At 70.8% G+C, this 18602-nt stretch carries 17 protein-coding genes and 1 pseudogene; 15 read left to right on the plus strand and 3 right to left on the minus strand.

Annotated features, from left to right (window positions below):
* Nucleotides 1-7: 7 nt before the first annotated feature.
* The 5 genes and pseudogenes from dacB (at nucleotide 8) to ACN27E_RS20680 (ending at nucleotide 6370) form a co-directional block, all read left to right on the plus strand.
* Nucleotides 8-1399, plus strand: coding sequence for a D-alanyl-D-alanine carboxypeptidase/D-alanyl-D-alanine endopeptidase (gene dacB / locus ACN27E_RS20660; protein WP_422744274.1), 1392 nt, complete (start codon nucleotides 8-10; stop codon nucleotides 1397-1399).
* Entirely contained in the window at nucleotides 1396-2490 is a 1095-nt protein-coding gene (locus tag ACN27E_RS20665; RefSeq protein WP_422744276.1) for a zinc-dependent metalloprotease, read from the plus strand. The genes dacB and ACN27E_RS20665 overlap by 4 nt, the downstream gene beginning before the upstream one ends.
* Nucleotides 2469-3437 carry a tRNA lysidine(34) synthetase TilS gene (tilS, locus tag ACN27E_RS20670; RefSeq protein ID WP_422744278.1) on the plus strand — a complete coding sequence of 323 codons (969 nt, stop codon included), beginning with the start codon at nucleotides 2469-2471 and terminating at the stop codon, nucleotides 3435-3437. The genes ACN27E_RS20665 and tilS overlap by 22 nt, the downstream gene beginning before the upstream one ends.
* Before the next feature lie 35 nt (nucleotides 3438-3472).
* Nucleotides 3473-4057, plus strand: coding sequence for a hypoxanthine phosphoribosyltransferase (hpt, locus tag ACN27E_RS20675; RefSeq protein WP_422744280.1), 585 nt, complete (start codon nucleotides 3473-3475; stop codon nucleotides 4055-4057).
* A 40-nt stretch (nucleotides 4058-4097) separates the two neighbouring features.
* Nucleotides 4098-6370 (plus strand): annotated as a pseudogene (locus tag ACN27E_RS20680) (molybdopterin-dependent oxidoreductase).
* Here the strand turns inward: ACN27E_RS20680 and ACN27E_RS20685 are convergent.
* The gene (locus ACN27E_RS20685; RefSeq protein WP_422744282.1) at nucleotides 6322-7056 is read right to left on the minus strand and encodes an SIMPL domain-containing protein; all 735 of its coding nucleotides are present in this window, start codon (nucleotides 7054-7056) and stop codon (nucleotides 6322-6324) included. The pseudogene ACN27E_RS20680 and the gene ACN27E_RS20685 sit on opposite strands and share 49 nt — an antisense overlap.
* Nucleotides 7057-7066: 10 nt before the next feature.
* Complete coding sequence (locus ACN27E_RS20690) at nucleotides 7067-7987, minus strand: alpha/beta fold hydrolase (RefSeq protein ID WP_422750013.1); 921 nt, start codon at nucleotides 7985-7987, stop codon at nucleotides 7067-7069.
* 165 nt (nucleotides 7988-8152) lie between these two features.
* Here ACN27E_RS20690 and ftsH point away from each other — a divergent pair, with 165 nt between their 5' ends.
* From ftsH to ACN27E_RS20740, 10 genes are all read left to right on the plus strand, one after another.
* On the plus strand, nucleotides 8153-10471 hold the full coding sequence (ftsH, locus tag ACN27E_RS20695; RefSeq protein ID WP_422744284.1) for an ATP-dependent zinc metalloprotease FtsH: 2319 nt from the start codon (nucleotides 8153-8155) through the stop codon (nucleotides 10469-10471).
* Between the two features lie 32 nt (nucleotides 10472-10503).
* A complete protein-coding gene (gene folE / locus ACN27E_RS20700) occupies nucleotides 10504-11112 on the plus strand; it encodes a GTP cyclohydrolase I FolE (RefSeq protein WP_422744286.1) in 609 nt (202 codons plus the stop codon).
* Nucleotides 11109-11936, plus strand: coding sequence for a dihydropteroate synthase (folP, locus tag ACN27E_RS20705; protein ID WP_422744288.1), 828 nt, complete (start codon nucleotides 11109-11111; stop codon nucleotides 11934-11936). Before folE ends, folP begins: the two co-directional genes overlap by 4 nt.
* 5 nt (nucleotides 11937-11941) lie before the next feature.
* Nucleotides 11942-12337, plus strand: a complete 396-nt coding sequence (gene folB, locus ACN27E_RS20710; protein WP_422744290.1) for a dihydroneopterin aldolase — start codon at nucleotides 11942-11944, stop codon at nucleotides 12335-12337.
* Entirely contained in the window at nucleotides 12334-12864 is a 531-nt protein-coding gene (folK, locus tag ACN27E_RS20715; protein ID WP_422744292.1) for a 2-amino-4-hydroxy-6-hydroxymethyldihydropteridine diphosphokinase, read from the plus strand. The genes folB and folK overlap by 4 nt, the downstream gene beginning before the upstream one ends.
* Nucleotides 12865-12876: 12 nt before the next feature.
* Nucleotides 12877-13356: a DUF3180 domain-containing protein gene (locus ACN27E_RS20720; RefSeq protein WP_422744294.1), complete on the plus strand. Its 480-nt coding sequence runs from the start codon at nucleotides 12877-12879 to the stop codon at nucleotides 13354-13356.
* Between the two features lie 76 nt (nucleotides 13357-13432).
* The gene (locus tag ACN27E_RS20725) at nucleotides 13433-14632 is read left to right on the plus strand and encodes a DUF6779 domain-containing protein (RefSeq protein WP_422744296.1); all 1200 of its coding nucleotides are present in this window, start codon (nucleotides 13433-13435) and stop codon (nucleotides 14630-14632) included.
* Between the two features lie 80 nt (nucleotides 14633-14712).
* Entirely contained in the window at nucleotides 14713-15630 is a 918-nt protein-coding gene (locus ACN27E_RS20730) for a Rossmann-like and DUF2520 domain-containing protein (protein WP_422744298.1), read from the plus strand.
* Nucleotides 15627-16568, plus strand: coding sequence for a pantoate--beta-alanine ligase (panC, locus tag ACN27E_RS20735; RefSeq protein WP_422744300.1), 942 nt, complete (start codon nucleotides 15627-15629; stop codon nucleotides 16566-16568). Before ACN27E_RS20730 ends, panC begins: the two co-directional genes overlap by 4 nt.
* Complete coding sequence (locus ACN27E_RS20740; protein WP_422744302.1) at nucleotides 16569-17363, plus strand: type III pantothenate kinase; 795 nt, start codon at nucleotides 16569-16571, stop codon at nucleotides 17361-17363. It abuts the gene before it with no gap.
* Here the strand turns inward: ACN27E_RS20740 and ACN27E_RS20745 are convergent.
* On the minus strand, nucleotides 17360-18589 hold the full coding sequence (locus ACN27E_RS20745) for an alanine racemase (protein WP_422744304.1): 1230 nt from the start codon (nucleotides 18587-18589) through the stop codon (nucleotides 17360-17362). The two genes, ACN27E_RS20740 and ACN27E_RS20745, sit on opposite strands and share 4 nt — an antisense overlap.
* Nucleotides 18590-18602 lie beyond the last annotated feature (13 nt).

An 18602-nucleotide genomic window follows, 5' to 3' on the forward strand; every position in this document is an offset into this window, starting at 1 on the left:
GAGTGTCATGCGGCCCACTCGGTGGCGCCGATCGACCCGGGTGGCGATCGGTGCGGCGGCGCTGCTGCTCGTCGCGGTGGTCGTCGCGGTCACCGCGGTTCTGATCGTCGGGCGCAGCGACAGCAGCGCCGCGAACATCCCACCGCTGCCCGCACCCGTCACCGCCTCTGCGCACGTCGTCCCCGTCGGCGACGCCGCGCCCCCGCCGACCGAGCGGGGACTGGCCGCCGCACTCGCGCCCGCCCTGGCCGACCCGAATCTCGGTGACCTGACTGGTCGGGTCACCGACGCCGTCACCGGCGAGCAGCTCTGGGCGCAGCGCGCCGGGGTACCGATGCAACCCGCGTCCACCAACAAGGTGCTCACCGCCGCGGCTGCGCTGCTGACCCTCGACCGGGACGCCCGCCTGACGACCACCGTGGTGGCCGCCGACCAGCGCACCGATCCCGGGCTGGTGATTCTCAAGGGCGGCGGGGACACCACTCTGTCGGCGGCGCCGCGCGGCACCGAGAGTTGGTACCGCGACGCCGCCAGGATCGGCGATCTGGCGGATCAGGTGCGCCGCAGCGGTATCGAGGTCACCGCCGTCGGCGTCGACATCAGCGCCTACACCGGACCCAATATGGCCGTCGGCTGGGATCCGCTGGACATCGGTGGCGGCGACATCGCGCCGATGGCTCCGGTGATGCTCGACGGCGGCCGCACCCAGCCGGTCAGCGAGAATTCGCGCCGATCCACCACCCCCGCCACCGACGCCGGCCGAGCGCTGGCCGTCGCCCTGGGCATCGACCCCGCCACCGTGACGGTGCGCCCGGCTCCGGCCACCGGCGCCAGGCAGATCGCCGCCGTCCAGTCACCACCCCTGATGGAGCGTCTCCGCGTGATGATGAACGCCTCGGACAACGTGATGGCCGAGTCCATCGGCAGAGAGGTCGCCGCACAACTCGGCCGGCCGCAGAGTTTCGACGGTGCCGTCGCGGCCGTGCTGGGGCAGCTGCGCAGCGCCGGCGTCGACACCGCCGGTGCCACGCTGCACGATTCGAGCGGTCTGTCGGTCGACGACCGGTTGACCGCGTTCACCCTCGACGAGGTCGTGACCACGGCCACCGGCGACGATCAGCCCGAGCTGCGTCCGCTGGTCGATCTGCTGCCGGTCGCCGGCGGCAGCGGCACCCTGAGCAATCGCTACCTCGACACCGAAGCCGGCCGCGACGCGGCGGGTTGGCTGCGGGCCAAGACCGGATCGCTGACCGGGACGAACTCGCTTGCCGGGTTCGTCACCGATGCCCGCGGCCGGGTGTTGACCTTCGCGCTGATGTCCAACAACGCGGGGCCCAACGGCCGCAACTCCCTCGACGCGGTGGCCGCCACGCTGCGGGCCTGCGGGTGCGGTTCATGAGCGCCCCGGCCTCGGAGGCCACCGTCGGGCGCGCCGTCGACTGGGGTTTCGCCGCCACCGTCGGCGCTCGGCTTGCCCGGCCCGGTCCGCCGGCCAGCTCCTACACCCGCGGACAGGTGATCGACGAACTCGCCACGGCCTCCCGCGCGGCCGAGCTGCCGGTCCGCGAGGTGACCGGCCTCAACGAGGGTGCCGACGTGATGGACGCCCGGATCGTCGACCGTCCGGAGTGGATCCGGGCGGCCACCCAGTCGATGCGGATCATGACCGGGGGAACCGACCGGCCCAGCGGATTCGTCACCGGACATGTGGCCGGCGCGCAGACCGGCGCGGTGCTCGCCTTCGTCTCCTCGGGGATTTTGGGCCAATACGACCCGTTCGGGGGGGCCCGCGGGCAGGAGCGCAGCGACTCGGGGGATGTTGCCGGCGGCGGGGAATTACTCCTGGTGTGGCCGAACGTGATTGCCGTCGAACGGGCGATGCGGGTGCCGCCGTCGGACTTCCGGCTGTGGGTGTGTCTGCACGAAGTCACCCACCGCGTCCAGTTCCGCGCGAATCCCTGGCTGGCCGAACACATGTCGACCTCGCTGGCCGAGCTGACCAACGACGCCGGGGACAGTGTGACCGAGGTTGCCGGCCGGCTCGCCGAGTTCGTCCGCCACCGCGGTGGCAAGCCGGGGGCGCCCGCCGATCCGAACTCCACCGGCGTGCTCGGCCTGGTCCGCGCCGTGCAGTCCGACGGCCAGCGCAAGGCGATGGACCAGTTGCTCGTTCTGGGCACCCTGCTCGAAGGGCATGCCGACCATGTGATGGACGCCGTCGGGCCCGCCGTGGTGCCGTCGGTGGCGACCATCCGGCGTCGCTTCAACGAGCGACGCGAACGCCAGCAGCCGCCGCTGCAGCGCGTGATGCGCGCGCTGCTGGGCATCGACGCCAAGATGAGCCAGTACACCCGTGGCAAGGCGTTCGTCGACGCGGTCGTCGGCAAAGTCGGCATGGAGCGCTTCAACACCATCTGGTCCGGTCCGGAAACCCTGCCCCTGCCCGCCGAGATCGACGAACCTCAGCGATGGATCGACCGCGTGCTGTAGCCGAGCTGCGCACCGCGCTGACCCGGTTCGCGCGCGAAGTCGACGACGGGTGGGACCACTGGTGTGTGGCGCTGTCGGGCGGGGCCGACTCGCTCGCACTGGCCGCGGTCGCCGCCGGGCTCAAACCCACCACCGCGCTGATCGTCGACCATCGGCTGCAACCGGGGTCCGGCGGCGTCGCGGCCGCGGCCCGCGCGCAGGCGTTGCAGCTGGGCTGCACAGCCGCCCGCATCCTCACCGCCGAGGTGGGCGATGCCGGCGGGCCGGAGGGCGCCGCCCGGGTGGCGCGCTACCGCGCGCTGCGCGATGCGCACGACGGTGCGCCGGTGCTGCTGGCGCACACCCTCGACGATCAGGCCGAGACCGTGCTGCTCGGGCTCGGGCGGGGCTCCGGTGCCCGATCGATCGCCGGGATGCGGATCGCCGACCCGCCCTGGTACCGCCCCCTGCTCGGGGTGCGCCGGGCCGTCACCGCCGCCGCCTGCGTGGAGCTGGGCTTGACCCCGTGGCGGGATCCGCACAACACCGATCCCCGCTTCACCCGCAGCAGGTTGCGCGCCGAGGCGCTGCCGCTGCTGGAGGAGGTGCTCGGTGGCGGGGTGGCCGCCGCGCTGGCCCGGACGGCCGACGCGCTGCGGGAGGACACCGACGCGCTCGACGGCCTCGCCGAGGCGGCCTTTCGCGACGCGGTGTGCGAAACCGGTCTGGACACCGCCCGGCTGTCGGGGCTGCCGACCGCGATTCGGCGCCGGGTGATCCGGCGGTGGCTGACCGCGCAGGGCGCCGGTGCGCTGACCGACCGGCACCTGCGGGCGGTCGACGCACTCGTCACCCACTGGCGGGGTCAGGGCGGGGTGGCGGTGCCCGGTGGCCGGACCCGCGAGCGGCTGATCGCGGGCCGGCGCGACGGCCGGCTGACGATGTCGGTCGAACCGGTGGACCGCTAGCCGAGCAGGCCGGCGGCGGAAGCGTCTGGCACGCTGTGGTTGTGCCTGCGCAATCACCGGAGCTGTATCCCGGGGACATCAAGTCGGTTCTGTTGTCCGAGGAACAGATCAAGGCCAAGACCGCGGAACTGGCCGGGCTGATCGCCGAGGACTACCGCGACCGGGCGTCCGGGCAGGATCTGCTGCTCATCACGGTGCTCAAGGGCGCGGTCATGTTCGTCACCGATCTGGCCCGGTCGATCCCGCTACCCACCCAGCTGGAGTTCATGGCCGTCAGCTCCTACGGCTCGTCGACCTCATCGTCGGGCGTGGTGCGCATCCTCAAGGATCTCGATCGCGACATCAACGACCGTGACGTGCTGATCGTCGAGGACATCGTGGACTCCGGGCTGACGCTGTCGTGGCTGCTGCGCAATCTCGCCACGCGCAGTCCGCGTTCACTGCGGGTGTGCACTCTGCTGCGCAAGCCCGACGCGGTGCGCGCCGACGTCGACATCACCTACATCGGGTTCGACATCCCGAACGAGTTCGTGGTCGGCTACGGCCTCGACTACGCCGAGCGCTACCGAGATCTGCCGTTCATCGGGACGCTGGACCCCAGGGTCTACACCCACGACTGAATCGCCGCCGCGGCGCTCACCCGTGACGCAGGATGGGTCCATGACCGACACCGCGCTGCGCATCTGCCCGCTCTGCGAGGCGACCTGTGGGCTCACGCTGACCATCGACGGTGGCCGGGTCACCGGTGCGCGCGGTGACCGCGAGGATGTCTTCAGCGCTGGATATCTGTGCCCCAAGGGGGCGAGTCTGCCGGAGCTGGACAACGACCCCGACCGGTTGACCGGTCCACTGGTGCGCCGCGCCGGCGAATTGGTCGAGGTGAGCTGGGCGCAGGCCTTCGCCGCGGTGGCCGACGGCCTCGGCGCCGTGCTGCGCGAGCACGGCGGCCCCGCGGTGGCGGTGTATCTCGGCAATCCGAACGCCCACACGATCGCCGGCGCGATGTATGTGCCGTTGATCGTCCGCGCGCTCGGAACACGTCAGGTCTACTCGGCCAGCACGCTCGACCAGATGCCCAAACACGTCGCGATCGGCCACCTGTTCGGCAATCCGGTCGCCTTCCCGGTGCCCGATCTGGACCGCACCGACCACCTCGTCGTCATCGGCGCCAATCCGCTGGTGTCCAATGGAAGTGTCGCCACCGCAGCCGTTTCGGTGGCAAGCTCAAGGCGCTGCGGCGGCGCGGGGGCCGGCTGACCGTCATCGACCCGGCCCGCACCCGCACCGCCGAGATCGCCGATCGCCACATCGCGCCACGCCCGGGCACCGATGCGGCGCTGCTGTTCGCGGTCGTGCACACGCTGTTCGACGAAGACCTCGTCGCCCCCGGCCTCGGTGGCATCGCCGAACACGTGGCCGGGATCGACACCGTGCGGGCGCTGGCCGCCGACTTCGCCCCCGAGGCGGTCGCCGCGTACTGCGGAGTCGACGCCGAACAGATCCGAACGCTGGCCCGCGAGATCGCCGCCGCGCCGTCGGCGGCGGTGTACGGCCGGATCGGGACCTCCACGGTGGAGTTCGGCACGGTGGCCAGCTGGCTCGTCGACGTCGTCAACATCCTGACCGGAAATCTCGACCGGCCCGGCGGGGCGATGTTCGCCACGTCGCCGGTCGCGGCTGCGCCCCGACCGCCCCGCCCCGGCCGCGGCTTCCGGACCGGGCGCTGGCACAGCCGGGTGTCCGGACACCCCGAGGCGCTGGGTGAGCTGCCCGCGGCGGCGCTGGCCGAGGAGATCACCACGCCCGGCGACGGTCAGGTCCGGGCGGTGATCACCGTGGCCGGCAACCCGGTGCTGTCGGCGCCTGACGGCCAGGGGCTGAGCCGGGCCCTGGACCGCGTCGACTTCATGGTCAGCGTCGACCCCTACCTCAACGAGACCACCCGGCACGCGGATGTGATCCTGCCCCCGCCCCCACCTTCGCGCACCGCGCATTTCGACGTGGCGCTCAACAACGTGGCCGTGCGCAACACGGCCCGCTACTCGCCGCCGGCGCTGCCCCTGCCCGACGGCAGGCCCAGCGAATCCGAGATCCTGGCCCGGCTCACGATGATCCTGCACGGTCTCGGGGCCGACGGCGACGTCGCCCTGGTCGACGAGCAGGTCATCTCGACGACCCTGAGCAAGGAGACCGCCGACCCCGATTCACCGGTGGCCGGTCGTCCGGTCGAGGAGCTGACGGCGCTGCTGCCCGCCGGACCCGGCTATCAGCGGCGTCTGGACATGATGCTGCGGTTGGGGGCCTACGGTGATGCGTTCGGTGCCCGGCCCGCCGGGTTGACCCTGCAGCTGCTGAAGGACAACCCGCACGGCATCGATCTGGGCGAGCTGACGCCCCGGCTGCTCGAGGTGTTGCGCACCCCGTCGGGCAAGGTGGAACTGGCTCCGGAGCCGATCACCGAAGACGTTGCCCGCCTGCGGGATTCGCTGAGCAATCGGCACGATACGTTCATGCTGATCGGCCGCAGGCACCTGCGGTCCAACAACAGCTGGATGCACAACCTGCCCGCCCTGTCCGGCGGGACCAACCGGTGCACGCTGCAGATCCACCCCGACGACGCCGCCGAACTGGGCCTGCGCGACAGCGCGGTCGTCAAGGGGCCCGGTGGCGCGCTCGAAGCGCCGGTCGAGCGCACCGACGCCCTGCGTCGAGGTGTGGTCTCGCTGCCGCACGGCTGGGGTCACGATGTGGACGGGGTGCGGCTCACGGTGGCGGCGGGACGGCCCGGGGTCAACGTCAACCAGCTCAACGACGGTGCGGCGCTGGACCTTCCGTCAGGTACGGCGGTGCTCAACGGCATTCCCGTCGAGATCACACCCGGCGGTCAGTCCAGTTCCCAGATCACCGTCACGTTGAACCCGACGGTCTGCTGACCCGGCTCGAGCGGAACGGCCATCGCCGCCTCGGCGCCGCGCATCGGCATCGGTTGCGGCGGAGGCATGGAACCGGCCGACTCCGAGATCGACACCACCTTGCCCAGATCGAGGCCCGACAGATCGGCGTATTGCTGCGCGCGGCTCTTCGCATCGTCGAACGCTCGCGCCCTGGCGTCGCGGATCAACTGCGAGTCGTCTTCGATCGAGTAGTTCACCGAGTTGATCCGGGTGGCGTCGCCGCCGGAGCTCACGATCAGCGCCAGGGCCTGCGACGCCGCACTCAGATCGCGGATCTTCACGTCGATCGCGTTGCTCGCCCGGTATCCGGTGATCGCGGTGCCGTCCGGGCCGAACTGGGGCTGCAGGCTGACCTGGGTGGTGTTGATGTCCTTGCGGTCGATTCCGGCGTCGACCAGTGCGTCGATCACGGCCTGCTGGCGTTCGCTGGACTGGTTCATGGCCCCGGTGACGTCGGCGGCGACGGCCTCCATCGCGACATTCGCGGTCAGCGTGTCCGGGGCGCCCTGTACCTGTCCCTCGCCGACCACCGTGACCTGCCGGGTGCCCTCCGAAGGGCCCGGCGTCGGACCCGAACTGGCGTCACAGGCCGAGGTCCCCGCCACCGTCAACGCGATGGCGACGAGGGGGAGCAACCGGGTCTTCGCGAACGCTGCGATCGGCATGTCCGGCAGCCTACGTCAGAGGGTGTCCTGGTTCCGGCCGCTTCGAACCCGCCGGTCGGCCGAGGAACTGCAGCAGCGCGGCGTTCACCTCGTCGGGTCGCTCCTGCTGAATCCAGTGTCCGGCACCGTTGATCATCAATTCGGTATAGGGCCCGGCGACCACCTCGTGCGCGCGGTGCACCGACATGGTCGGACCGATCGGGTCGGCCGTTCCGCCGATGAACAGGGCCGGCGCGCCGACGCGCGCCGTCGCCAGCTGTGGGGTGGTCTCCCAGTTGCGGTCGTAGTTGCGGTACCAGTTGAGCGCGCCGGTGAATCCGGTGCGGCGGAATTCGGCGACGTAGTGTTCGAACTCCGCTGCGCTGATCCAGTCGGGCAGTTCGGCGGCTCCGGTCAGCGGGCCGGCGAACATCGCGCTCATGGTGGCCGACACATCGGCGGCCAGTTCGGCGTCGGCGCGCCCGGGCTCCTGGAAGCGGAGCATGTAGAAGTCCTCGCCGAACTTCTGCCGCCAGCGTTCGGTCGGCCGGGAGCGGGCGCGGGGGATCGGCGGCACGCTCAGGCCGGCGACCGCCCGCACCCGATCGGGGTGCAGCAATGCGGTGTGCCAGACCACCATGGCGCCCCAGTCGTGGCCGATGAACACGCCCTGCCGGGCGCCGGCGTCGTCGAGCAGGCCGACCAGGTCGCCGGTGAGCGCGTGGATGTCGTAGTCCTCGACGGCGTCGGGCCGCGACGATCCGCCGTAGCCGCGCTGATCGGGAGCCAGCACGTGGAAGCCGGCTTCGGCGAGCACCGGGATCTGGTGGCGCCACGAGTACGCCAGCTCGGGGAACCCGTGCGCGAGGATGACCGGCGGGCCGTCGGGGTCACCGGCCTCGAGCACCCGCAATCGCACACCGTCGGTCTCGACGTACCGTTCGGTCCACATCGCCACCGGCCCACCCAAGCACAGCGCCTCACCACCCCCGCCGTCGGGAACTTACTAACGTTGGACTAGCGGTAGCCTGAACTATCCCAGAGCACGTATCGGAAGGACGCGGCCGGCAGGCCCTCGGCGAAGAAGCCCCGAAGCCCCCTGTCGGCCTGAAGGAATATGAACCGGAAAAATGTGATCCGCACGCTGATCGTGATCGCGGTCGTGCTGCTGCTGGGCTGGTCGTTCTTCTACTTCAGCGACGACACTCGCGGGTACAAGCCCGTCGACACGTCGGTGGCGATCGCGCAGATCAACGGTGACAACGTCACCAGCGCCCAGATCGACGACCGTGAGCAACAGCTGCGGCTCGACCTGAAGAACGGCAACGGCGACACCGAGGACAGCAACAAGATCATCACCAAGTACCCGACCGGGTACGCCGTCCCGCTGTTCGAGTCGCTGCAGGCGAAGAACACGAAGATCAACACCGTCGTCAACCAGGGCAGCATGCTCGGCTCCCTGCTGATCTACATGCTCCCGCTGCTGCTGCTGGTGGCGTTGTTCGTGTTCTTCTCCCGCATGCAGACCGGTGGCCGGATGGGCTTCGGTTTCGGCAAGTCCCGCGCCAAACAGCTGAGCAAGGACATGCCCAAGACCACCTTCGCCGACGTCGCCGGCGTCGACGAGGCGGTCGAGGAGCTCTACGAGATCAAAGACTTCCTGCAGAACCCGACGCGCTACCAGGCGCTCGGCGCGAAGATCCCCAAGGGTGTGCTGCTCTACGGTCCTCCCGGTACCGGCAAGACGCTGCTGGCCCGCGCGGTGGCCGGTGAGGCCGGCGTTCCGTTCTTCACCATCTCCGGTTCGGACTTCGTCGAGATGTTCGTCGGCGTCGGCGCCTCCCGCGTGCGTGACCTGTTCGAACAGGCCAAACAGAACAGCCCCTGCATCATCTTCGTCGACGAGATCGACGCGGTCGGCCGCCAGCGCGGCGCCGGCCTCGGCGGGGGCCACGACGAACGCGAGCAGACGCTCAACCAGCTGCTCGTCGAGATGGACGGCTTCGGCGACCGGCAGGGCGTCATCCTCATCGCCGCCACCAACCGGCCCGATATCCTCGATCCGGCCCTGCTGCGTCCCGGCCGCTTCGACCGGCAGATCCCGGTCACCAGCCCCGACCTGGCCGGCCGTCGCGCGGTGCTCAAGGTGCACTCGGCGGGTAAACCGATGTCGTCCGACGCCGATCTGGACGGGCTGGCCAAGCGCACCGTCGGCATGTCGGGTGCCGATCTGGCCAATGTCATCAACGAAGCCGCCCTGCTGACGGCCCGCGAGAACGGCACCGTCATCACCGGTCCGGCGTTGGAAGAGGCCGTCGACCGGGTGGTGGGTGGCCCGCGCCGCAAGAGCCGCATCATCAGCGAGCAGGAGAAGAAGATCACCGCCTACCACGAAGGCGGTCACACCCTGGCGGCGTGGGCGATGCCCGACATCGAGCCGATCTACAAGGTCACCATTCTCGCCCGCGGCCGCACCGGCGGTCACGCCGTCGCGGTGCCCGAGGACGACAAGGGTCTGATGACCCGCTCGGAGATGATCGCCCGGCTGGTGTTCGCGATGGGCGGGCGCGCCGCCGAGGAGCTGGTGTTCCGCGAGCCCACCACCGGTGCGGTCTCCGACATCCAGCAGGCCACCAAGATCGCCCGCGCGATGGTCACCGAGTACGGCATGAGCAGCAAGCTGGGGGCGGTGCGCTACGGCACCGAGCACGGGGACCCGTTCCTGGGCCGGTCGATGGGCACGCAGGCCGATTACAGCCACGAGGTCGCCCAGATCATCGACGACGAGGTCCGCAAGCTGATCGAAGCCGCGCACACCGAGGCCTGGGAGATCCTGACCGAATATCGCGATGTGCTCGACACCCTGGCCGGGGAGTTGCTGGAGAAGGAGACGCTGCACCGCGTCGAACTCGAGGCCATCTTCGGCGAGGTGAAGAAGCGTCCGCGGCTGACCATGTTCGACGATTTCGGTGGCCGCGTGCCGTCGGACAAACCGCCGATCAAGACCCCCGGCGAGCTGGCGATCGAGCGCGGTGAGGAATGGCCCAAACCTCTGCCCGAACCGGCGTTCAAGGCCGCGATCGCCGCAGCCAGCAAGGCCGCCGAGGAGGCCGCGGCACGCCAGAACGGCGGCAACGGCTCCAACGGAGCCAACGGGGCGCACGGCAACGGCGCCAACGGGGCCACCCAGCCCGACTACGGTGCGCCCGCCGGCTGGCACGCGCCCGGTTGGCCGCCACCGCCGCCCGGCCAGCAGGGCCCCGGCCAGCATCAGGGTGGCTACTGGTATCCGCCGCCACCGCCGGCCCCGCCGGGCTGGTACGACCCGAATCAGCGCCCGCCCTATCAGCCGTACCCGCCGCAGGGCGGGCCCCAGCAACAGGGCGGCGACCAGAACGGATCGGGCGACCACGCCAACCCCCGCGAACAGCGCTGACAACTTCACAGACCTTCTTGGAGGAGGCCCCGATGACGCGGTCGCAGTACGGAACGGCCACGGTCGACGATGCGGCGTTCGATCAGCCGCGTGCCGAAGCGGCAGTCCGGGAATTGCTCATCGCGATCGGCGAGGATCCGGACCGGCAGGGTCTGCAGGACACCCCGGCCCGGGTGGCGCGTGCGTACAAGGAGATCTTCGCCGGGCTCTACACCAATCCCGACGAAGTCCTCAACACCACCTTCGACGAACAACACGACGAGATGGTGCTGGTCAAGGACATCCCGATGTTCTCGACGTGCGAACACCACCTGGTGTCGTTCCACGGCGTCGCCCACGTCGGATACATCCCCGGGGTGGACGGGCGCGTCACCGGGCTGTCGAAGCTGGCCAGAGTCGTCGACCTGTACGCCAAGCGGCCGCAGGTCCAGGAGCGGCTGACCGCCCAGATCGCCGACGCCCTGATGCGCAAGCTCGACCCCCGCGGGGCGATCGTCGTGATCGAAGCCGAGCACCTGTGCATGGCGATGCGCGGTATCCGTAAGCCCGGTGCGGTGACCACCACCTCTGCGGTCCGCGGTCAATTCAAGACCGACAAGGCCTCGCGGGCCGAGGCGCTGGATCTCATCCTGCGTAAGTGAACGCCACCCGGGTGCAGGTGATGGGGGTCGTCAACGTCACCGACGACTCCTTCTCCGACGGGGGACTGTTCCTCGACCCCGAGCGCGCCGTCAGTCACGGATTGAGGCTGGCCGCCGAAGGCGCCGCGATCATCGACGTGGGCGGTGAATCGACCCGGCCGGGTGCCAGCCGCGTCGATCCGGACGTCGAATCCGCCCGCGTGCTGCCTGTGGTGCGGGAACTCGCCGCCCATGACATCACGGTCAGCATCGACACCATGCACGCCCGCGTCGCCGGCGCCGCCCTCGAACAGGGCGCCCGCATCGTCAACGACGTGTCGGGTGGACGGGCCGATCCCGGGATGGCTGCGGTGGTGGCCGACGCCGAGGTGCCGTGGGTGATGATGCACTGGCGTTCGGTCGATTCCGACCGGCCCCATCAGGTGCCCGGCTATCGCGACGTCGTGGCCGAGGTGCGCGACGAACTGCTCGCCGGTGTCGATGCGGCGGTGTCGGCCGGCGTCGCGCCCGACAAGATCGTCATCGACCCCGGCCTCGGTTTCGCCAAGACCGCTCACCACAACTGGGCTCTGCTGCACGCACTGCCCGAGCTCGTCGCCACCGGGATCCCGGTGCTGGTGGGCGCCTCACGCAAGCGCTTCCTGGGCACGCTGCTGGCCGGTGCCGACGGCACGGTGCGGCCCCCGGCGGGGCGGGAGACCGCCACCGCCGTGATCTCCGCGCTGGCCGGTGTGCACGGCGCCTGGGGGGTGCGGGTGCACGATGTGCGCGCGTCGGTCGACGCGCTGAAAGTGGTCGAGGCCTGGGAGGACGGCGGTGGCTGATCGAGATGGCTGATCGAATCGAATTGCGCGGGTTGACCATTCGAGGTCACCACGGGGTCTTCGACCACGAGCGCCGGGACGGGCAGGACTTCGTCGTCGACATCACGGTGTGGATCGACCTGGTCGCCGCCGCTGCCAGCGACGACCTGGCCGACACCGTCGACTACGGCGGTCTGGCGACCCGCGCCGCGGACATCGTGGCGGGTCCGCCGCGCAACCTGATCGAGACCGTCGCCGCCGAGATCGCCGAAGACGTGATGACCGACGAGCGTATCCACGCCGCCGAGGTGGTGGTGCACAAGCCGCAGGCCCCGATCCCGCTGAGCTTCTCCGACGTCGCGGTGGTGGCGCGGCGGTCCCGGCGCGGTAGCCGCGCCACCGATCCGGGGGGCGCCGAGTGAGCCGGGTCGTGTTGTCCATCGGTTCGAACGTCGGGGACCGGTTGGCGCGGTTGCAGTCGGTCGTCGACGGCCTCGGAGATGCCGTGCTGGCCTGCTCACCGGTGTACGAGACCGACGCCTGGGGCGGCGTCGACCAGGGACCGTTCCTCAACGCCGTGCTCGTCGCCGAGGACCCCGGCCTGGACTGCCACGCCTGGCTGCGCCGCGGCCAGGAGTTCGAACAGGCGGCCGACCGGATCCGCGAACAGCGCTGGGGCCCGCGCACGCTGGACGTGGACATCATCACCTGCTATGACGCGGCCGGTGAAATCCGCTGCGACACCGCCGATCTGACGATCCCCCATCCCTACGCCCAGCTGCGCGCCTTTGTGCTCATCCCGTGGCTGGCCGTGGATCCGGGCGCCACGCTGACGGTCGCGGACACCACCAGGGCGGTGTCGCTGTGGCTGGAGGACCTCGATCCGCTCGAGCGCGCGGGGGTGCGCTCGACCGACCTGTCGCTGCGGGCCGGCGTGGCACCGGACTGAGCGGCGCCGACGATGGGACCCACCCGTAAACGTGACCTGACCACCGCGGCGGTGCTCGCCGCGGTGGTGGGATACGTCGTGGCGCTGTTGGCCTACCCGCGACTGTTCCCGCCGATCACCGTCTGGACCGGCCTGTCGCTGTTCGCCGTCGCGGTTGCGGTGGCGGCCTGGGGGGTCAACGTGCGCGCCAAGATCCGCGACGGTGAGATCGGCGACGGACCCGGCCGGCTGCATCCGCTGGCGGTCGCGCGTTCGGTCGGGATCGCCAAGGCGTCCGCCTGGGTGGGTGCACCGGTGTTCGGCTGGTGGGCAGGGGTTTTCGTACAGATTCTGCCGCAGCGCGGCGTGCTGCGAGCCGCCGGTGAGGACACCGTGGGCGTGGTGGTCGCGGCCGCGAGCGCGCTGGCTCTGATGGCGGCGGGACTGTGTCTGCAGCATTGCTGCAAATCGCCGCCGGAGCCTCCGGACGAACCGGACGACGAACTCGATTGAACCCGGCACCGCGGCGCGGCACGAATCGCCGCCGCGGTCGACACGCTCGGTGACCTGTGGCAGGTACAGTCGCCCCATGACCGTCCTGCCACGCGGATCGCGCACCCGGCGCGGCGGCCGCAGGCCGGCCTGGGTGCTGATGACAGTGTTGCTGGTGCTTGCAATCGGAGCAAGTTCGGCACTGGTGTTCACCGACCGGGTGGAGTTGCTGAAACTCGCTGTCATCCTTGCGTTGTGGGCCGCCGTCGTCGCGGCCTTCGTCTCGGTGATCTACCGCAGGCAAAGCGATCTGGACCAAGCCAAGGCCCGCGACCTGAAGTACGTCTACGATCTGCAGCTCGACCGTGAGATCTCGGCCCGGCGTGAGTACGAACTCACCGTCGAGGCCCAGCTGCGCCGCGAGCTGGCCGCGGAACTGCAGGCCCAGTCCGCCGACGAAGTGGCCGCCCTGCGCGCCGAACTCGCCGCATTGCGCACGAATCTGGAGATCCTCTTCGACACCGACCTGGCGGCGCGCCCGGCGATCGAACACGACCGCGGCAGCGTCCACGCCTACAGCGGGTGGGCGGCGGACGCCGAGACCACCGGCCGCGTCAGCAGCAGTCGGATCGACGCCGAGGTGCGTGCGGACACCGTCGAGGAGGTCGACGACCGCACCGAGGAGAGCCCGATCATCGACGTACCGGCCGAGCCGCAGCCGCCCGAACCGACCTGGCCCCCGCCGGTCGACGAGTCGTTCGAGGGTGGAGTGCACCGGCTCGGCTTCGAAGGGCAAGCGGCACAACAGGATCGACCGGGACGGCGGCACCGGGTCGATGAGCCGGCCGGATCCGACTGGCGACCCGCGCCCGCGGAGGGGCAGTGGATACCGGCGGGTACCCCGGGCAGCAACTGGGTGGCCCCACCGGCCGAGGAGTCCGCTTCACCCGCGGCCGACCCCGAATACGTCGGCCGCCGACGGGCGCCCGAACCGGTGACCAGCGACGCCGAGCCCGAACCGCCGCGGGGCAGGCACTCGGTCTCCAGCGCCGAGGTGACCGATCCGCACCTACCCGTGGTCCCCGCACCCGAGCCCACCGGTGACTCGACCAGCGAGCCCCCGGCCGAGCCCCCGGCCGAGCGCAGCTCCGAGCCCGCCGCCGAACCCACCGAGCAGGCCCTCGCGCGCCGGCACCGCAGCATCGAGGACACCGGTGGTCAGTCGGTGGCCGATCTGTTGGCCCGCCTGCAGGGCAGCCCGCCGGCGGGCGGCGGTCGTCGACGCCGGGCAGAGTGAGCTAATCTGCTTCACGACCGTCCGGTACCCGCACCGCGGGACCGGAACGTAGGAATACGAGAGGTGCGAGGTCGTCTGCGATGGTGCAGTTCGACGGACTGCGTCCGGCCCGGCTGTCGGTCGGCGTGATCTCCGCCGGTCGGGTGGGTACCGCACTCGGTGTGGCCCTGGAACGGGCCGGTCACGTCGTGATCGCCTGCAGCGCCATCAGCCACCGGTCCCGCCGGCTGGCCGAGCTGCGGTTGCCCGACACCGCGGTCCTGCCCGTCCACGAGGTTGCCGGCCGCGCCGAGCTCCTGTTGCTCGCGGTGCCCGACGCCGAACTGCCCGGCCTGGTGGCCGGGCTGGCCGCCACGAATTCGGTGCGGCCCGGCGCCATCGTCGCTCACACCTCCGGAGCCAACGGTGTCGGCCTGCTCGCCCCGCTGACCGAACAGGGGTGCATCCCGCTGGCGATCCACCCGGCGATGACCTTCACCGGGGCCGACGAGGACATCGCCCGGCTGTCGGAAACCTGTTTCGGCGTCACCGCCGCCGACGACGTGGGGTATGCGATCGCGCAGTCGCTGGTGCTGGAGATCGGCGGTGAACCGTTCCGGGTCCGCGAGGACGCCCGCACCCTGTACCACGCGGCGCTCGCGCACGGTGGCAACCACATCGTCACCGTCATCCTGGACGCGGTAGAGGCCCTGCGTTCGGCGCTGTGGGGTCAGGAGTTGCTCGGCCAGGAGCTCGTCGGCGACGCGCCGGGTGGGCTCGCCGAGCGGGTGATCGGTCCACTGGCCCGGGCGTCGCTGGAGAACGCGCTGGGACGGGGTCAGGCCGCCCTGACCGGTCCGGTGGCCCGCGGCGATGCGCCCGCGGTGGCGGGACATCTGCGGGCCCTCGCCGAGGTCGACCCGCAACTCGCCCAGGCCTACCGGGCGGATTCACTGCGCACCGCCCAACGCGCACACGCCCCCGCGGACGTGTTCGCGGTCCTGACGGGGCGCTCGTGATCGCCCGCCGGCCTCCGCAATTCGCGCCGGACGACCTCAACGTCTACAGCTCGCCGCGCGATGTCGCCGACGTCACCCGGGCCCTGCGCACCACCGGGCGCCGCGTGATGCTGGTGCCGACCATGGGCGCGTTGCACGAGGGTCATCTCACCCTGATCCGGCACGCCAAACGGGTGCAGGGTGCGGTGGTGGTGGTGTCGATCTTCGTCAACCCGCTGCAGTTCGGCGCCAACGAGGATCTCGACGCGTATCCGCGCACCCTCGACGATGATCTGGACCTGCTGCGCGAGGACGGCGTGCAGGTGGCCTTCACCCCGACGCCCGCCGCGATGTACCCCGACGGACCCCGCACCTCGATCCAGCCGGGGCCGGTCGGTGCCGAACTCGAGGGCGCCTCGCGCCCCGGCCATTTCGCCGGGGTGCTGACGGTCGTGGGCAAACTGCTGAACATCGTGCGACCGGACCGGGCGTTCTTCGGCGAAAAGGACTATCAGCAGCTGGTGCTGATCAAGCAGATGGTCACCGATCTCGACATCGACACCCAGATCGTCGGGGTGCCCACCGTGCGCGAGGCCGACGGGTTGGCGCTGTCGTCGCGCAACCGTTACCTCGACCCGGTCGAACGCGAACACGCCGGCGCGCTCTCGGCCGCGCTGCTGGCCGGGATGTACGCCGCGTCCGGGGGAGCGGCCGCCGCGCTCGACGCGGCGCGGGCGGTCCTCGACGAGGTGCCGTCCATCGACGTCGACTATCTGCAGATCCGCGACCCCATGCTGGGGCCGGCGCCGGCCGAGGGTGCGGCGCGTCTGCTGGTGGCCGCCCGGCTGGGCCGGACCCGCCTGCTGGACAACATCGCCATCGACATCGGTGCGTCCGGCGGCATCGACGGTCACCCCCGGGTCGCCTCGGCCGACCATCAGTTGCCGTGGAGGAATTGATTGCTCCTCGCGATCGACGTTCGTAACACCCACACCACCGTCGGCCTGGTCTCGGGCTCAGGTGACCACGCGAAAGTGGTGCAGCAGTGGCGGATTCGCACCGAAGCTGAGGTCACCGCCGACGAGTTGGCGCTCACCATCGACGGGCTCATCGGCGACGACTCCGAACGCCTGACCGGGGCGGCGGGCCTGTCGACCGTGCCGTCGGTACTGCACGAGGTGCGGCTGATGCTCGAGCAGTACTGGCCTTCGGTGCCGCAGGTGTTGATCGAACCCGGGGTGCGCACCGGCATCCCGCTGCTGGTCGACAACCCCAAGGAGGTTGGCGCCGACCGGATCGTCAACTGTCTGGCCGCCTATCACCGCTTCGGGTCGGCGGCCATCGTGGTGGACTTCGGCTCGTCGATCTGCGTCGACGTGGTCTCGGCCAAGGGGGAGTTCCTCGGCGGCGCCATCGCCCCGGGTGTGCAGGTGTCGTCGGACGCCGCGGCGGCCCGCTCGGCGGCGCTGCGCCGCGTCGAGTTGACCCGGCCGCGGTCGGTCATCGGCAAGAACACCGTCGAGTGCATGCAGGCCGGTGCGGTGTTCGGATTCGCCGGTCTGGTCGACGGTCTGGTCAACCGCATCCGCGAGGACGTCGACGGCTTCTCCGGTGCCGATGTGGCCGTCATCGCGACCGGCCACACAGCGCCGCAGATCCTGCCCGACGTCCGCACCGTCGCCCATTACGACCGTCATCTGACACTGAGCGGACTGCGACTGGTCTACGAACGCAACCGCGATCGCAAGCGCTAGAAGAAGGTGCGGATGAGGTCGACGACCCGGCCGTCGTCGTCCAGCACCGCAATCATCCGCCACTTGTCGAACGTCGTACACGGATGCGACAACCCGAACTGCAGCCACTCGCCGACGCCGACCTCGTGCCCGCCGAGTTCGAGGAACGCGTGCTGGTCGTGCAGCTGCGTCACCCGGGCGCCGGGCAACGTCCGCGGCACCGGCAGTCCCTGGTCGAAGGACACGTCGCGGCGGCCCATCGTCACCAGGGCCAGCCCGGCCTCCGGGCGGGAGACCACCTGGGCCCACACGCTCATCGCGGGCAGCAGATCGGCGCGCAGCGGTGAGGTGCGGTGGTAGAGCCCGTCGTCGTGGATGAGATAGCAGCCGCTGCGCAGCACCGTGCGGACCGCGAGTCCGGTCGGCCAGTCGGTCAGGGCGTCGGCGACGCGGTCGAAATAGGTGCTGCCGCCGGCGGTGACGAGTATCTCGTCGCTCTCGACGAGGCCGGCCAGCCGCAGCACGGCCGACCGGACCTCGGCCAGGTAACCGTCCACGACGGCGACGGCCTCGGCGTTGCGCTGCTGTCCGCGCGCCGCTTCATAGGCCGCCACCCCGACCAACCGCAGCTGAGCCGAGTCCGCCGCGGCGCGGGCGACCGCGTCGGCGTCCCCGGCGGTTCGGCATCCGGTCCGCCCGTGGTCCATCCCCACCTCGACGCAGACGTCGACCTGCCGCGCCGAGCCTGCCAGCGCCGCCGACATCAGCTCGACTCCGCGCACCGAATCCACCCAGCAGACGAACCCGAACCCTGGGTCGGCGGCCAGTTCACCGGCCAACCAGGCCAAGCCCGCCGCGTCGACGAGTTGGTTGGCCAGCACCACCTTGCGCACCCCGAACGCCCGCAGCATCCGCACCTGGTCGATGGTGGCCGCGGTGATCGCGACGGCTCCGGCGTCGAGCTGACGGGTCAGCAGCTGCGGGGCCATGTGGGTCTTCCCGTGCGGCGCGAGCGCGACCCCACGCTCGCGGCACCAGCGAGCCATCGTGGTCAGGTTGTGGGTCAGGGCCGACGCCTGCAGGGTGCACACCGGGCCTACGGCGCCCGCGCCCAACAGCCGGGGCCGGGTGGCGCACACCTGGGCCACCGACTGCCCCCACCAATCGGCGGGCAGCCCCCTGAACCGCCAGTCCAGTGGTTCGGCCGACAGGGCGGCGACGGCGTCGCGGTCGATCGGATGCGCCATGGGGTTCATTAAA

Source organism: Mycobacterium sp. WMMD1722 (genome assembly GCF_049315205.1).
In the GTDB taxonomy this organism is placed as follows: Bacteria; Actinomycetota; Actinomycetes; order Mycobacteriales; family Mycobacteriaceae; genus Mycobacterium.

Bases quoted from the DNA above. Each gene is read 5' to 3' on its own strand.
- folE (WP_422744286.1), top strand. From the start codon at position 10,504: ATGACGCGGTCGCAGTACGGAACGGCCACGGTCGACGATGCGGCGTTC.
- ftsH (WP_422744284.1), top strand. From the start codon at position 8,153: ATGAACCGGAAAAATGTGATCCGCACGCTGATCGTGATCGCGGTCGTG.
- tilS (WP_422744278.1), top strand. From the start codon at position 2,469: ATGGATCGACCGCGTGCTGTAGCCGAGCTGCGCACCGCGCTGACCCGG.
- ACN27E_RS20690 (WP_422750013.1), bottom strand. From the start codon at position 7,987: ATGTGGACCGAACGGTACGTCGAGACCGACGGTGTGCGATTGCGGGTG.
- dacB (WP_422744274.1), top strand. From the start codon at position 8: ATGCGGCCCACTCGGTGGCGCCGATCGACCCGGGTGGCGATCGGTGCG.
- ACN27E_RS20720 (WP_422744294.1), top strand. From the start codon at position 12,877: ATGGGACCCACCCGTAAACGTGACCTGACCACCGCGGCGGTGCTCGCC.
- ACN27E_RS20745 (WP_422744304.1), bottom strand. From the start codon at position 18,589: ATGGCGCATCCGATCGACCGCGACGCCGTCGCCGCCCTGTCGGCCGAA.
- ACN27E_RS20685 (WP_422744282.1), bottom strand. From the start codon at position 7,056: ATGCCGATCGCAGCGTTCGCGAAGACCCGGTTGCTCCCCCTCGTCGCC.
- folB (WP_422744290.1), top strand. From the start codon at position 11,942: ATGGCTGATCGAATCGAATTGCGCGGGTTGACCATTCGAGGTCACCAC.
- ACN27E_RS20730 (WP_422744298.1), top strand. From the start codon at position 14,713: ATGGTGCAGTTCGACGGACTGCGTCCGGCCCGGCTGTCGGTCGGCGTG.
- ACN27E_RS20725 (WP_422744296.1), top strand. From the start codon at position 13,433: ATGACCGTCCTGCCACGCGGATCGCGCACCCGGCGCGGCGGCCGCAGG.
- ACN27E_RS20665 (WP_422744276.1), top strand. From the start codon at position 1,396: ATGAGCGCCCCGGCCTCGGAGGCCACCGTCGGGCGCGCCGTCGACTGG.